The sequence below is a fragment of the uncultured Tateyamaria sp. genome (assembly GCF_947497045.1).
Lineage (GTDB): Bacteria > Pseudomonadota > Alphaproteobacteria > Rhodobacterales > Rhodobacteraceae > Tateyamaria.
The window spans coordinates 125,581-137,722 of the sequence record NZ_CANMEU010000001.1 but is presented as its reverse complement, the minus strand read 5'-3'; the positions used below and the strand labels follow the sequence as shown (position 1 = coordinate 137,722).

The 12,142-nt window shown below is 60.0% G+C and carries 17 protein-coding genes; 9 read left to right on the top strand and 8 right to left on the bottom strand.

The window, feature by feature from the left end:
* The first annotated feature begins 82 nt into the window (after positions 1-82).
* The 5 genes from def (Q0859_RS00790) to Q0859_RS00770 are packed head-to-tail and all read left to right on the top strand — an operon-like array spanning position 83 to position 2,764.
* On the top strand, positions 83-607 hold the full coding sequence (gene def / locus Q0859_RS00790; protein WP_366523157.1) for a peptide deformylase: 525 nt from the start codon (positions 83-85) through the stop codon (positions 605-607).
* The gene (gene def, locus Q0859_RS00785) at positions 604-1,104 is read left to right on the top strand and encodes a peptide deformylase (RefSeq protein WP_299146938.1); all 501 of its coding nucleotides are present in this window, start codon (positions 604-606) and stop codon (positions 1,102-1,104) included. Before def (Q0859_RS00790) ends, def (Q0859_RS00785) begins: the two co-directional genes overlap by 4 nt.
* Positions 1,104-1,604 (top strand): peptide deformylase, encoded by a 501-nt coding sequence (def, locus tag Q0859_RS00780; protein ID WP_299146936.1) that lies wholly within the window; start codon positions 1,104-1,106, stop codon positions 1,602-1,604. Before def (Q0859_RS00785) ends, def (Q0859_RS00780) begins: the two co-directional genes overlap by 1 nt.
* 1 nt (position 1,605) lies before the next feature.
* Positions 1,606-2,511 carry a methionyl-tRNA formyltransferase gene (gene fmt / locus Q0859_RS00775; protein WP_299146935.1) on the top strand — a complete coding sequence of 302 codons (906 nt, stop codon included), beginning with the start codon at positions 1,606-1,608 and terminating at the stop codon, positions 2,509-2,511.
* A 13-nt stretch (positions 2,512-2,524) separates the two neighbouring features.
* Positions 2,525-2,764, top strand: a complete 240-nt coding sequence (locus tag Q0859_RS00770; RefSeq protein WP_299146934.1) for a hypothetical protein — start codon at positions 2,525-2,527, stop codon at positions 2,762-2,764.
* A gap of 57 nt (positions 2,765-2,821) precedes the next feature.
* Here the strand turns inward: Q0859_RS00770 and Q0859_RS00765 are convergent, their stop codons facing one another.
* The 8 genes from Q0859_RS00765 to Q0859_RS00730 form a co-directional block, all read right to left on the bottom strand.
* On the bottom strand, positions 2,822-3,100 hold the full coding sequence (locus tag Q0859_RS00765) for a hypothetical protein (protein WP_299146933.1): 279 nt from the start codon (positions 3,098-3,100) through the stop codon (positions 2,822-2,824).
* Positions 3,101-3,365: 265 nt separating this feature from the next.
* Positions 3,366-3,821: a ribonuclease HI gene (rnhA, locus tag Q0859_RS00760; protein ID WP_299146932.1), complete on the bottom strand. Its 456-nt coding sequence runs from the start codon at positions 3,819-3,821 to the stop codon at positions 3,366-3,368.
* Positions 3,814-4,410 carry a class I SAM-dependent methyltransferase gene (locus Q0859_RS00755; protein ID WP_299146931.1) on the bottom strand — a complete coding sequence of 199 codons (597 nt, stop codon included), beginning with the start codon at positions 4,408-4,410 and terminating at the stop codon, positions 3,814-3,816. The genes rnhA and Q0859_RS00755 overlap by 8 nt, the downstream gene beginning before the upstream one ends.
* Complete coding sequence (locus tag Q0859_RS00750) at positions 4,407-4,859, bottom strand: DUF3429 domain-containing protein (protein ID WP_299146930.1); 453 nt, start codon at positions 4,857-4,859, stop codon at positions 4,407-4,409. Before Q0859_RS00750 ends, Q0859_RS00755 begins: the two co-directional genes overlap by 4 nt.
* Before the next feature lie 81 nt (positions 4,860-4,940).
* Positions 4,941-5,555, bottom strand: coding sequence for a LysE family translocator (locus tag Q0859_RS00745; protein ID WP_299146929.1), 615 nt, complete (start codon positions 5,553-5,555; stop codon positions 4,941-4,943).
* Between the two features lie 88 nt (positions 5,556-5,643).
* Positions 5,644-6,594, bottom strand: coding sequence for a 4-hydroxy-3-methylbut-2-enyl diphosphate reductase (gene ispH, locus Q0859_RS00740; RefSeq protein WP_299146927.1), 951 nt, complete (start codon positions 6,592-6,594; stop codon positions 5,644-5,646).
* Between the two features lie 70 nt (positions 6,595-6,664).
* Entirely contained in the window at positions 6,665-7,402 is a 738-nt protein-coding gene (locus tag Q0859_RS00735) for a LuxR family transcriptional regulator (protein WP_299146926.1), read from the bottom strand.
* Between the two features lie 150 nt (positions 7,403-7,552).
* Positions 7,553-8,125, bottom strand: coding sequence for an NYN domain-containing protein (locus Q0859_RS00730; RefSeq protein WP_299146925.1), 573 nt, complete (start codon positions 8,123-8,125; stop codon positions 7,553-7,555).
* Between the two features lie 99 nt (positions 8,126-8,224).
* Here Q0859_RS00730 and folK point away from each other — a divergent pair, with 99 nt between their 5' ends.
* The 4 genes from folK to Q0859_RS00710 all read left to right on the top strand — a co-directional run bounded on the left by folK (position 8,225) and on the right by Q0859_RS00710 (position 12,118).
* Positions 8,225-8,836 (top strand): 2-amino-4-hydroxy-6-hydroxymethyldihydropteridine diphosphokinase, encoded by a 612-nt coding sequence (gene folK, locus Q0859_RS00725; RefSeq protein ID WP_299146924.1) that lies wholly within the window; start codon positions 8,225-8,227, stop codon positions 8,834-8,836.
* Positions 8,837-8,909: 73 nt separating this feature from the next.
* Positions 8,910-9,263 carry a DNA-directed RNA polymerase subunit omega gene (gene rpoZ / locus Q0859_RS00720; RefSeq protein ID WP_299146922.1) on the top strand — a complete coding sequence of 118 codons (354 nt, stop codon included), beginning with the start codon at positions 8,910-8,912 and terminating at the stop codon, positions 9,261-9,263.
* A 20-nt stretch (positions 9,264-9,283) separates the two neighbouring features.
* Complete coding sequence (locus tag Q0859_RS00715) at positions 9,284-11,425, top strand: bifunctional (p)ppGpp synthetase/guanosine-3',5'-bis(diphosphate) 3'-pyrophosphohydrolase (protein WP_299146921.1); 2,142 nt, start codon at positions 9,284-9,286, stop codon at positions 11,423-11,425.
* Positions 11,426-11,446: 21 nt separating this feature from the next.
* Positions 11,447-12,118 carry a DUF2062 domain-containing protein gene (locus Q0859_RS00710; protein ID WP_299146920.1) on the top strand — a complete coding sequence of 224 codons (672 nt, stop codon included), beginning with the start codon at positions 11,447-11,449 and terminating at the stop codon, positions 12,116-12,118.
* Positions 12,119-12,142 lie beyond the last annotated feature (24 nt).

Below are 12,142 nucleotides of genomic sequence, written 5' to 3'. Positions count from 1 at the left end.
TAATTCGGCGACAGGCTAGCTTGATCGCCTCCAAGCGCAAGGGGACATTGCGACCCTGCTGCATCTGTCCTAAATGCAAGGTATGAAACGCCCGATCATTCTGCACCCCGACCCGCGCCTCAAGAAACTGTCAGACCCTGTTGGGGATCTGTCGGACGCCTTGCGCACGCTCGCCGATGATATGCTTGAAACGATGTATGATGCGCCGGGTATCGGGCTGGCCGCCCCACAGGTGGGGCTGTTGCACCGTCTGATCGTGCTGGATTGCGTGAAGGTCGATGACGAAAAGCCGCGCCCCACAATCATGTTCAATCCGGAAATCATCGCTGCCTCGGACGAACAAAACGTCTATGAGGAAGGGTGCCTGTCGATCCCCGAACAATTCGCCGATGTGACCCGCCCCGCCGAAGTGCAGGTGCGTTGGATCGACCGGGACGGGAACGAGCAGGAACAAGGCATGGACGGGCTGTGGGCGACATGCGTGCAGCACGAGATTGACCACCTCGATGGCAAGTTGTTCATCGACTATCTCAAGCCGCTCAAGCGCCAGATGATCACCCGCAAGATGGTCAAATTCAAGCGCGAGCGCGCCCGCGAAAAAGCATGAGCCTGCGCCCCATTCTGATATGGCCTGATGTGCGTCTCAGCACGGTATGTGCGCCGATTGATGCGATCACCCCCGAGATCAGGACGCTTGCCGCTGATATGCTTGAGACGATGTATGCCGCCCCCGGTCGCGGTCTCGCGGCCCCTCAGGTGGGTGTGTTGCAGCGTATCTTCGTGATGGATGTCGCATGGAAAGATGGCGCGCCTGAGCCTGTTGTCTGTATCAATCCCGCGGTGGTGGCCCAAGGCGATGTTCACGAAACCAATGCCGAGGGGTGCCTGTCCATTCCGGGCGTCTCTGCGGATGTGAGCCGCCCCGGTGAGGTGCGCATGACGTGGACCGACATTGATGGTATGCGCCACGACGAAACGCTGACCGGTTTTGCCGCCATATGCGCCCAACATGAATTGGATCACCTTGATGGCGTCGTGACGCTCGACCGGGTCGACGTCGCGCAACGGGATGAAATACTTGCGCAAGTAAAGGCACTGATCTGATGGCGGTCCGCCCTTTCGTGATGTGGCCGGACAAGCGGTTGCGCACCCCTGCGGCCCCCGTTGCCGAAATTACCGAAGAGGTGCGCGCGATCTGGGTCGATATGATCGACAGCATGGACGCGATGTCTGGCATGGGCGTCGGACTGGCGGCACCGCAGATCGGCGTGATGTTGCAATTGGCTGTTGTGGACGTGACGCCTGACCGGTCCCGCCGCATCCTGCTGGCCAATCCCGAGGTTCTGACCGCCTCGCCCGATGTGGAAACCGGAACCGAGGCGAGCCCGTGCCTGCCGGGCGTGGACGCCCAAATCGCCCGCCCCAAGGCCGTCACGGTTCGTTTTCTGAACGCTGAAGGCGTGATTGACCGCCGCGACTTTGCCGAGATGGAGGCGCGATCCGTACAGCACCAGATCGACCATCTTGGGGGCCGGATGTATTTCGACAATCTGGGCCGGGTAAAGCGCGATATGCTGCTACGCAAAGCTCGAAAGGCCAGGTGAGATGCGTCTGATCTTTATGGGAACCCCCGACTTTTCGGTGGCCGCACTTGAGGCCCTGCATGCGGCGGGTCACGATATCGCCTGTGTCTATTCCCAGCCCCCACGCCCTGCGGGTCGTGGCAAGAAAGACCGCCCCAGCCCGGTACAGGCCCGCGCTGAAGCGTTGGGATTACAGGTGCGCCACCCCATCAGCCTGCGCACGCCCGAGGCGCAGGCCGACTTTTCCACGCTGAATGCCGATATCGCCGTGGTCGTCGCCTATGGCCTGATCCTGCCTCAGGCGATTCTGGATGCGCCGACCCATGGGTGCCTGAACATTCACGCGAGCCTCCTGCCGCGGTGGCGGGGTGCCGCCCCGATCCACCGGGCGATCATGGCAGGAGATGCGGAAACCGGGGTCTGCATCATGCAGATGGAGGCGGGGTTGGACACTGGCCCCGTTCTGATGCGCGGCGAAACTCCGATTGGGGCGACAGAAACAACGTCTGACTTGCATGACCGACTGGCCGCTATGGGTGCGGAGCTGATCACCGCGACCTTGCGGGACTTGCCCAACCTGAAACCTGTGCCTCAACCCGACAACGGCGTGACCTATGCCAAAAAGATCGACAAGGCTGAGGCGGCCATCGACTGGACCCAGCCTGCCACCGAGGTTGATCGTAGAATCCGCGGGTTGTCCCCCTTTCCGGGCGCCTGGTTCGAGAAAGACGGAACGCGGATAAAAGTGCTTGGATCGACGCTTGGCCACGGTTCAGGTGCGCCGGGGACTGTGCTTGACGAGGCCATGACGGTCGCGTGCGGCATGGGGGCCGTGCAACTGACGCGCTTGCAACGGGCGGGCAAAGGCGCGCAGGATGTGGACGTGTTTCTGCGCGGGATGCCCACGCCGCCCGGCACGCAGCTTTGACAAAGGATCGCCCATGTTTCCGACCCTCATAGGCACTGTCGTGATCGCAGGCATCATCGGCTATCTGACGGAAAAGTTTGGCTTTACCCGCAACGGCATTTTGCAGTCGATCATCATATGCGTTGGTGGGGCGTTCCTGTTTTATTTTGTGCGGATCATGTTCGGGTTCGGGTTCGCCAGTCCGGGCCTGAATGCGATCACCGCATCCATCGGGGCCTTGATCATCGTGCCAACGCATTGGCGCAAAAGATAAACGGCCCGGAGTTTCCTCTGGACCGCCTACCCGTGTGAATCGATTTCCGAGATCGTCTCAGAAGAATTTTTTCAGTATGATCTTCTTCTTCACGTGGTGCTTTTTCTTGTAGCCGCCGTAGCCGTAGTGGTGCTTCTTGTAGCTGTGTTTCTTGTAATGGTGTTTCTTGTAGTGATGCTTCTTGTACTTGAAGTTGGCATCAATCACCTGAGCGGTTTCAGCATCTGCGGTGATCCATACCGGATTGGCCGCTTGCACAGGGGCAAAGCCGGTCAAGGTGATTGCTGTCGCTATGGCTGCGATCAGAAGCGGGGTTTTTGTGGCTCTGAGTTTCATGTCTCGTCTCCTTCTTGGCATTTGTCCGTGTGGCCGGGGTGGCCGCTCGTCTTGGGAAAGAGATAGCCGAAAAGGTCTGTAACAGTAAGGGACCAAACGGTCACAAACGCCTGAAGAAACCGGAGGTGTGGGCGCGCCGGGCATCGCGATATTTAGAAAAGTCTTTTTGAAGCAATAAGTTAATCTGGTCAAAAGATGTAACAAATAGAATTTAGGGTGTGGTGTGGGCGTGCAAAAACAGTGCAAAAACTGTTTTGCCCCTACGTCACTTGGGTTTGAAGGGGGCCATGCCTGCGCGGGCCAACTCGTCCGCCCGCTCATTTTCGGCATGACCGGCATGCCCTTTGACCCATTTCCACGTCACATCGTGGCGCTCCTGGGCAGAATCGAGTCGTTGCCACAGCTCAACATTGGCCACGGGCTTCTTGGCGGCGTTCTTCCAGCCGTTGCGTTTCCAGCCATGAATCCAGCTGGTGATCCCGTTTTTGACGTAGTTGCTGTCGGTCACCACTGTGATGGTCGATGGTTTGTCGAGCGCCTCAAGGGCCGAGATCGCGGCCATCAGCTCCATCTTGTTGTTGGTGGTCAGCGCCTCGCCGCCTTTCAGCTCGCGTTCTTTGACAATGGTGTCCCCGTCCATCGCGCGCAACAATGCACCCCACCCTCCGGGGCCGGGGTTTCCTGAACAGGCCCCATCGGTATAGGCAAACAAGTCAGCCATCGATGCGGGCCTGAAACACGATGAACGGCGCGATTTCCCCGGACAGCCCGGCCTCTTCCCCGGTCTTGCTGTATTCGACCGTCAGGCCCGTGGCGGCGCACAGGTCCATCAGATCAGCCTCGGTCATATAGGAATAGAGCCGGCCAATGCTGTCGCGCGCCTCGCCCGTGCCCAGTTTGGTTCCAAAGTGGAACAGCCCGCCCGGTTTCAGGGCGCGCGCGATTGCCGCAAACTGGGCAGGCCAGTCGGCAAGGGGCGTGTGTAACATCGAAAAGTTGCACCAAATCCCGTCATAGGCGTCCACTTCGGCCAGATCCGCATAGACCGCCTGGCGCGCGATCACGCCGGGGTGGTCTGCGGCCATCGCCACCATCTCGGGCACCGGATCCCAGGCATGCGCCTCGATGCCTGCCGCCGCCATCGCACCGGCTGCAAATCCCGGGCCACAGCCCAGATCAAGCGTGCGCCCCTTGGCAGGCAGCCCGTCGATAAAGCGCAGCAGGCGCGGGCTCACCTTCTCTCCGGTCACCAGTCTGGCGTACTCCACCGCCTTGGCCGCATAGACGGACAGGGTTTGTGCATCACTCATAAGATCACCGTTATGCCAAGGCAGGCCACCACGATGGCCGTCAATAAGACGCGCAGGCGCATCCACCACGTGGGCGTCAGCCCCCATTGGGCGAATGCGAAATCAAGCATCAACAGACCTGCAAACCCAAAGAGCAGGTTGGTTGCCGCACTTGTCGGCCCGCCACCCGTCATAAAAAATGCCCAAAGTGCGGGGATCACCGATAAAGTGTAGCCCGTTGCGGCCTGCGCGCCTGTGGCTTTCGTGGCGAAGCCCCAGAGGACACCAGACATGAAAGACAAGATGACCGACCCGTAAAACAGTTGCACATATGGACCGATAAAGCGGGGGCCCAGTACCTCTGCGCCAAGGGCGGCGAGATCGTTGCTGACCACGGTTGCGGCCCCCCAGACAAAGGGCGTGAGGCCAGCAAGGCCAAGGATCAGGGGCGCGCGGGGGATGCGGGTCATGGCAGGGTCGTCACGGTTGCTTTGTGGGTCGCTTTCGGGTGTGGGTGGTTTTGCACCCGATGACAAGGCGCAAGTTGGCACCTATGCGCGTTCCAGCGCCAGTCGCCCCGCCAGGGCCGCAAAGATGGTGGCAAAGCTGCGCGACAGCCATGCCATGACCCGCTCTGATCCAAGGATCCATTGGCGCGCGGCGGCGGCGAACACGCCATAAAGGACAAAGACCCCGAAGGTCATGCCCATGAACACGGCACCCATCATCGCCATCTCGATCGTGGCGGTGGTCGGATTGCCCGACAGGAATGGGGGGAGCAGTGCAAGGAAGAAGATCGACAGTTTCGGGTTCAGGATATTGATCAAAGCCCCCCGCCGCGCGATGCGCCACCCTGCTTCACCGGTGTGTTTGGACGTGATCGCCAGCGCCCCTTCACTGCGCAGACTGCCCCATGCGAGATAGAGCAGATAGGCAACGCCTGCGAATTTCACGATGTTGAACAGCAGGGCGGAGGTATGCAGGATCGCTGCAAGCCCAAAGGTGGCGGCGGCCAGATGCGGCACAATCCCGAACGTGCATCCAAGTGCGGCCCAAAGTGCGGCGCGTCGCCCCTGACCCAGACCCAATGCGAGCGTGTAAATCACCCCTGTGCCGGGTGCGATCACCACGACAAATGCCGTCAGCAGGAATTGAAATGAGAGCATGGGGCCTCCGGAGGCAAAGGGTGTGCCGGGCACGATAGGCAGAGTGCGCGCGGGCGTAAACCTCGGCGCACGTGTTGTGCGCTGCGCCTCAGGCCGGTTCGCGCAAGACCCGTGGCACTTTGAATTCCACGTTCTCGACGGCTGTTTCCACCATCTCGACTGTGACGTCATACCGGGCGCGAAAGGCGTCTATCACCTCATTGATGAGCACTTCGGGGGCCGATGCGCCTGCGGTGATGCCCATGGATGTGATCCCGTCAAGGCTGCGCCAGTCAATCTCATCCGCGCGTTGTACCAGTTGTGCGTAGGGACACCCCGCGCGCGCACCTACCTCGACCAGCCGTCTGGAGTTGGACGAGTTCGGCGCGCCCACCACCAGCATTGCGTCGCATTTGGGGGCCATTGCCTTGACCGCCTCCTGCCGGTTGGTGGTCGCGTAACAGATGTCTTCCTTGTGCGGGCCGACGATGGCAGGAAACCGGGCGTGCAGGGCGGCCACGATATCCGCGGTGTCATCGACGGACAGAGTGGTCTGGGTGACAAAGGCGAGGCGTTCGGGATCGCGCACCGCAACCTGCGCCACGTCCTCGACTGTTTCGACCAGCAGCACGTCACCGTCCGGCAGTTGACCCATGGTCCCCACCGTCTCGGGATGGCCTTTGTGCCCGATCATAATCATCTGCAAACCGTTCTCCGCATGGCGCTGTGCCTCGATATGCACCTTGCTGACCAGCGGGCAGGTCGCATCCACATAGATCATCTCGCGCGCCTGGGCCGCCCGAGGTACCGATTTGGGCACGCCGTGGGCGGAAAAGATCACCGGGCGGTCATCGGGGCAATCCGACAACTCTTCGACAAAGATCGCCCCTTTGTTGCGCAACCCATCGACCACAAACTTGTTGTGGACGATTTCGTGGCGGACATAGACCGGGGCCCCCCACTTATCGAGCGCCATTTCCACGATCTTGATTGCCCGGTCCACCCCTGCGCAAAACCCGCGCGGGGCGGCCAAATACAGAGTGAGAGGTGGTTTTGTCATGGGGGCTCCGAGATGTTTTGTTAAGACCTACGGCTTTGGGCGGGCATGGTAAAGTCCGGCGCGGCGCGGATCAGGTGCCCTGCACTGCACCATAGATCAGTCGTGCCGCTTCGGCCCGGTTGCGCACACCCAGTTTGCGATATGCACTTTTGGCGTATTCGGCAATTGTATGTTGGCTGATCCCGCATGTGCGCGCCGCCTCTTTGCGGCTCAGTCCCCGGGCAAGCAGGTAGATCACCTCGGTTTCGCGCGGGCTGAGTGCATCAAGGCGCGGCGACAGGTTGGGGGCAATCATCGCAGGTTCTGGCCCTGCGGCCCGGCCCGACAACTCTTCGATCCGGCGATGGACCAGCAGGCAGAACAGGCGAAACTGTTCGGCGCGGGGCCACATGCTGTCCATGAACGCCGCGCGATCCAGTGACGTACCAAGGTTGAACCCGCCATAGCGCGCACCTCCGCGCAGTCGTGTCGGGATCCCGAAACCGCTGAGAAACCCGAGCGCGCAGGCCCTGCCGATGAACGCCTTGGCCTGGGCATCAAGGTACAAGTGATCGGGCAGAAACTCCGCGCCGGTCGGGGTTATGTCGTAACTGTTGCAGCAATGGGTCAGGAACGGATCGTCGTCAGGGCCTGTATCGGTATAGAGTTCGGGGCATGTGGACAGTAGACGCGGATCGCGCGCCGGTGTCCCGGTTGCCGAGATGTAGATGACATGGTGGATGCCGTGCCCGCGCAACTCGGTGACGACGCCCGACCACAGCGCATCAATCGTTTCGGCTTGTTCGAGTCTCGCAGCATCCTGATACATGTGATCCCCCTGTTTGGGGGGATGTTTGCACATTACGCCACGTAATAGAACACTTTGGTGGGCAACGGTTTTTCGCCCACGCTGAAGATTTTAGCATGAAATTATAGAGACATCGGGCAGCGGTGAGTGAGTGCCGCTGCCCGTATCACTCTATCCCTGTGCTTCGATTCGCTCGTCGCGTTCGATCACGGCTTCGCGGGGCGGGCGGCCAATCACGTCCTTCAGCTCATCCAGTTCGATGAAGTTGTCAGCCTGCCGGCGCAGATCGTCCGAGATCATCGGTGGTTGGCTGCGGATGGTGGACACCACAGACACCCGCACGCCTTGGCGTTGCAGGCTTTCGATCAGCGGGCGGAAATCTCCGTCCCCTGAAAACAACACGATGTGATCGACACGCGGCGCGAGTTCCATCGCATCCACCGCCAGTTCGATGTCCATGTTGCCCTTGACCTTACGCCGACCCATCGAGTCGGTGTATTCCTTGGCCGGTTTGGTCACCATGGTGAAACCATTGTAGTTCAGCCAATCCACGAGTGGGCGGATCGGAGAATACTCGTCATTTTCCAACAGGGCAGTGTAGTAGAATGCGCGCAGCAACTTTCCACGGCGCATAAATTCTTGTCGAAGCAGCTTGTAGTCAATATCGAACCCAAGCGCTTTGGCGGCGGCATAGAGGTTCGATCCGTCAATGAACAGCGCGAGCCGTTCGTCTTTGTAAAACATAATATGTCCTTCCGAAAATACGGGTACCGCCTGTGATTTCCGTGAGTGAGTGCGTAAAAGCGCGAAAAGACGGTTGGTGGAAAATAGGTGATTTTGAGTATGTCGCAAGACGTAGGTAGGGGGGAAACGGGCGGAAACCTGCCTCAAAACCGATCACTTTTGCTGATTGCCCTAGGGTCAAACATGCCATCTGACGCGGGGTCACCCGTGCAGGTGCTTCAAAAAGCTGTCGCAGAAATCGTGCAGGCAGGTGCCGTGATTCGGGCTGAAAGCCGTTATTATGTGACCCCAGCCGTGCCCGCAGGCAGCGGCCCTGACTTTGTAAATGCGGCCCTGGCACTGGAGGCACAGTGGTCCGCCGTCGAGGCGATCACAATTCTTCACGGGATCGAGGCGAAATTGGGCCGACGCCGTACAAAACGGTGGGGCGCGCGCATTATCGACCTTGATCTGTTGGCTGTGGACACAGCGATTCGCCCCAATATGGCGGTCGCGCGCCAGTGGATGGCTCTGCCTCTTGAGGCCCAGCAGGAAAATGCGCCTGGTCAGCTGATCCTGCCGCATCCCCGGATGCATGAACGCGCCTTTGTGCTGGAACCGCTTGCAGATGTGGCCCCGGACTGGGTCCATCCCATTCTGCGCAAGTCCGTCATCGAGATGCGCGACGCCTTGCCCCCTGAGGCCCGTGCGCCCATTGTTGCACTGGATTAGCGGCTTGTCATTCCCCTCAATCGCGCATAACTAAAGCGCTTCTGACATCCATCTGCTGATCTGGAGCATTCCCATGGCCCGCGTGACCGTTGAAGACTGTGTTGATAAAGTTCCAAACCGTTTCGAACTGGTGATGCTGGCCGCACACCGTGCCCGCGAGATTTCCGCCGGTGCGCCTGTGACCGTGGACCGCGACAACGACAAGAATCCTGTCGTGTCCTTGCGCGAAATCGCAGACGAAACCCAAAGCGCGGATGATCTGCGCGAGCGTTTGATCGAAAGCAACCAAAGCCAGATCGAGGTTGACGAGGCCGAAGAGGACGCCATGGCGCTTCTCATGGGGGCCGAGCAGGACAAACCCGAAGAGGACAGCATGTCCGAAGAGATGTTGCTGCGTCAGCTGATGGCCGCCCAAGGTCAGGGCTGACCAAGTCAGGTGCGGACCGCATGATATCTGCCGATGATCTGATCGCGCTGGTCCGCAACTACAACCCGAAGACAAACGAAAAGCTGATCCGCGCCGCTTATGAGTTCGGTGCGCACATGCATGACGGCCAGCTCCGTCATTCAGGTGAGCCCTATTTCACTCACCCCGTCGCCGTCGCCGCCATTCTGACCGAACAGCAGCTTGACGATGCCACCATCATCACCGCCCTGCTGCATGATACGATCGAGGACACCAAGGCGAGCTATGCCATGGTGGCCGAACAGTTCGGCGATGACGTGGCCAAGCTGGTCGATGGGGTCACCAAGCTGACCAACCTCCAGCTCTCCAACATCGAAACCAAACAGGCCGAGAATTTTCGCAAGCTGTTCATGGCCATGTCCAAGGACCTGCGCGTCATCCTCGTCAAGCTGTCCGACCGACTGCACAACATGCGCACCATCAAATCGATGCGCCCCGACAAGCAGGTCCAGAAGGCGCGCGAGACGATGGATATCTTTGCCCCCCTTGCGGGGCGCATGGGGATGCAGTGGATGCGTGAGGAACTTGAGGATCTCGCCTTCAAGGTGCTCAACCCCGAGGGCCGCTCGTCGATCATCCGCCGTTTCATCACGATGCAGCGCGAAACGGGTGACGTGATCCAGCGCATCACCGGCGATATGCGTCACGAGTTGGAAAAGGCGGGGATCGAGGCCGAAGTGTTTGGCCGCGCCAAGAAACCCTATTCGATCTGGCGCAAGATGCAGGAAAAGGACCAGTCCTTTTCGCGCCTGTCCGACATCTACGGGTTTCGCGTCATCACGGAAACCGAGGAGGACGTGTACCGCACTCTGGGCGCGATCCACCAACGCTGGCGCGCGGTACCGGGGCGGTTCAAGGACTATATCAGCCAACCGAAGTCGAACGGGTATCGGTCGATCCACACCACCGTGTCGGGCCGCGATGGCAAGCGGGTGGAGGTGCAGATCAGGACCCGCCAGATGCATGATGTGGCCGAAACCGGGGTCGCCGCCCACTGGTCCTATCGCGATGGGGTGCGCAGCCAGAACCCCTTTGCCGTCGATCCGGCCAAGTGGATCGCGCAACTGACCGAGCAATTCCACGGCGAGGATGATCACGAGGATTTCCTCGAAGCCGTCAAGCTCGAGATGTACTCGGATCAGGTGTTCTGTTTCACGCCGAAAGGCGAGGTGGTGAAGTTGCCGCGCGGGGCGACACCGATTGATTTTGCCTATGCAATCCATACCCGCATCGGGAACGCTTGTGTGGGGGCCAAGGTCGACGGGATGCGCGTGCCACTGTGGACCCGTGTCAAGAACGGGCAGTCGGTCGAGATAATCACCGCCGAAGGGCAGACACCGCAGGCCACATGGCTCGAGATCGCGACGACAGGCAAGGCCAAGACGGCGATCCGGCGGTCCTTGCGCGAAGCGGACCGCGAGCGTTTCATCACATTGGGCCGCGAACTGGCCCGCTCGGCCTTTGCCCATGTGGGCAAGAAGGCGACCGACAAGGCGCTTGAGGCGGCAGCCAAACAGTTGCGCCTTGGCCGGGCGGACGAAGTGCTGGCGCGGCTCGGATCGGCCGAATTGACCGGACGCGATGTGGTGCAATCCATCTACCCTGACCTGACGCCGAAACCCGGAAAGGAGGTTGACGTCAAACGTGCGGTGATTGGTCTTTTGCCCGGCCAATCCTTTCAGCGCGCCACCTGTTGCGAACCGCTGCCGGGCGAGCGGATCGTGGGCATCACCTTTCGAGGTGAAGGGGTGGTGGTGCACGCCATCGACTGCCCGCGACTGGCGGAATATGAAAACCAGCTTGATCGCTGGATCGACCTGCACTGGCATGACGGATCGCACCCTGCGGTCTATGGCAGTACGCTGGATCTGACGATTGGCAACGACGCAGGGGTCCTGGGGCGTATTTGCACATTGATCGGGGAAAGTAAGGCCAATATCTCAAATCTGGAATTTATGGATCGCAAACCTGACTTTTACCGGTTGCTGATCTATGTGGAGTTGCGGGACGCTTTGCATCTGCACACGCTGATGGGGGCGCTTCAGGCAGAAAGTGACGTAGCGGCCATTGAACGCTACCACCGAGTGTTGCCGACCGTGGGCCCGGCAACGGTGGCAGACTAGGCGCAACACGAAGGGCAGACAGTGGTTTTCAAACGCCGCGACACCAGACCGTTTTTGCGCGCCGCGTTCGAGCTATTGTGGCCGCGCGGTGGCTGGGCGCGTGCGTTTCAGTATGTGAAACACCGGGTGCGCCGCTTGCCGGACCAGCCGGAACGTATTGCGCGGGGAATCTGGGCCGGGGTCTTCACCACCTTCACCCCGTTCTACGGTATCCATTTTTTCATCGCCGCAGGGCTTGCGACAGCCATGCGCGGCAACATCCTCGCGTCGCTCATGGCCACGTTCTTTGGCAACCCGCTGACATATGTGCCCATTGGCGTCGTGTCCTTGCAGACAGGGCACTGGTTGCTGGGCGCTGAAATGAAAGAGGAAACCGAACGCTCTTTTGGTGGCAAATTCGTCGATGCGGGCGGTGATCTTTGGCACAACCTCAAAGGTGTCGCGATGGGCGAGCCGCGCGACTGGAGGGGGCTGTCGATCTTTTATGACGAGATATTCTTTCCCTACATGGTCGGCGGTATCATCCCCGGCGTGGTTTCGGCCACGATCGCATATTACGTGTCTGTGCCGCTGATCCGGGCCTATCAAAAGCGGCGCAAGGGCGCGATCAAGGCCAAGTTCGAGGCTCTCAAGGCCAAAGCAGCGGCCAAAACGGCGGCGAAGGCAACTGATGCCAAACCCAAACCAGACTAACATGGGCGCACCACGGGTACGCCT

What these genes read in the sequence shown, in the direction of transcription:
- def (WP_366523157.1), top strand. Translation starts at nt 83, where the DNA reads ATGAAACGCCCGATCATTCTGCACCCCGACCCGCGCCTCAAGAAACTG.
- def (WP_299146938.1), top strand. Translation starts at nt 604, where the DNA reads ATGAGCCTGCGCCCCATTCTGATATGGCCTGATGTGCGTCTCAGCACG.
- def (WP_299146936.1), top strand. Translation starts at nt 1,104, where the DNA reads ATGGCGGTCCGCCCTTTCGTGATGTGGCCGGACAAGCGGTTGCGCACC.
- fmt (WP_299146935.1), top strand. Translation starts at nt 1,606, where the DNA reads ATGCGTCTGATCTTTATGGGAACCCCCGACTTTTCGGTGGCCGCACTT.
- Q0859_RS00770 (WP_299146934.1), top strand. Translation starts at nt 2,525, where the DNA reads ATGTTTCCGACCCTCATAGGCACTGTCGTGATCGCAGGCATCATCGGC.
- Q0859_RS00765 (WP_299146933.1), bottom strand. Translation starts at nt 3,100, where the DNA reads ATGAAACTCAGAGCCACAAAAACCCCGCTTCTGATCGCAGCCATAGCG.
- rnhA (WP_299146932.1), bottom strand. Translation starts at nt 3,821, where the DNA reads ATGGCTGACTTGTTTGCCTATACCGATGGGGCCTGTTCAGGAAACCCC.
- Q0859_RS00755 (WP_299146931.1), bottom strand. Translation starts at nt 4,410, where the DNA reads ATGAGTGATGCACAAACCCTGTCCGTCTATGCGGCCAAGGCGGTGGAG.
- Q0859_RS00750 (WP_299146930.1), bottom strand. Translation starts at nt 4,859, where the DNA reads ATGACCCGCATCCCCCGCGCGCCCCTGATCCTTGGCCTTGCTGGCCTC.
- Q0859_RS00745 (WP_299146929.1), bottom strand. Translation starts at nt 5,555, where the DNA reads ATGCTCTCATTTCAATTCCTGCTGACGGCATTTGTCGTGGTGATCGCA.
- ispH (WP_299146927.1), bottom strand. Translation starts at nt 6,594, where the DNA reads ATGACAAAACCACCTCTCACTCTGTATTTGGCCGCCCCGCGCGGGTTT.
- Q0859_RS00735 (WP_299146926.1), bottom strand. Translation starts at nt 7,402, where the DNA reads ATGTATCAGGATGCTGCGAGACTCGAACAAGCCGAAACGATTGATGCG.
- Q0859_RS00730 (WP_299146925.1), bottom strand. Translation starts at nt 8,125, where the DNA reads ATGTTTTACAAAGACGAACGGCTCGCGCTGTTCATTGACGGATCGAAC.
- folK (WP_299146924.1), top strand. Translation starts at nt 8,225, where the DNA reads ATGTCGCAAGACGTAGGTAGGGGGGAAACGGGCGGAAACCTGCCTCAA.
- rpoZ (WP_299146922.1), top strand. Translation starts at nt 8,910, where the DNA reads ATGGCCCGCGTGACCGTTGAAGACTGTGTTGATAAAGTTCCAAACCGT.
- Q0859_RS00715 (WP_299146921.1), top strand. Translation starts at nt 9,284, where the DNA reads ATGATATCTGCCGATGATCTGATCGCGCTGGTCCGCAACTACAACCCG.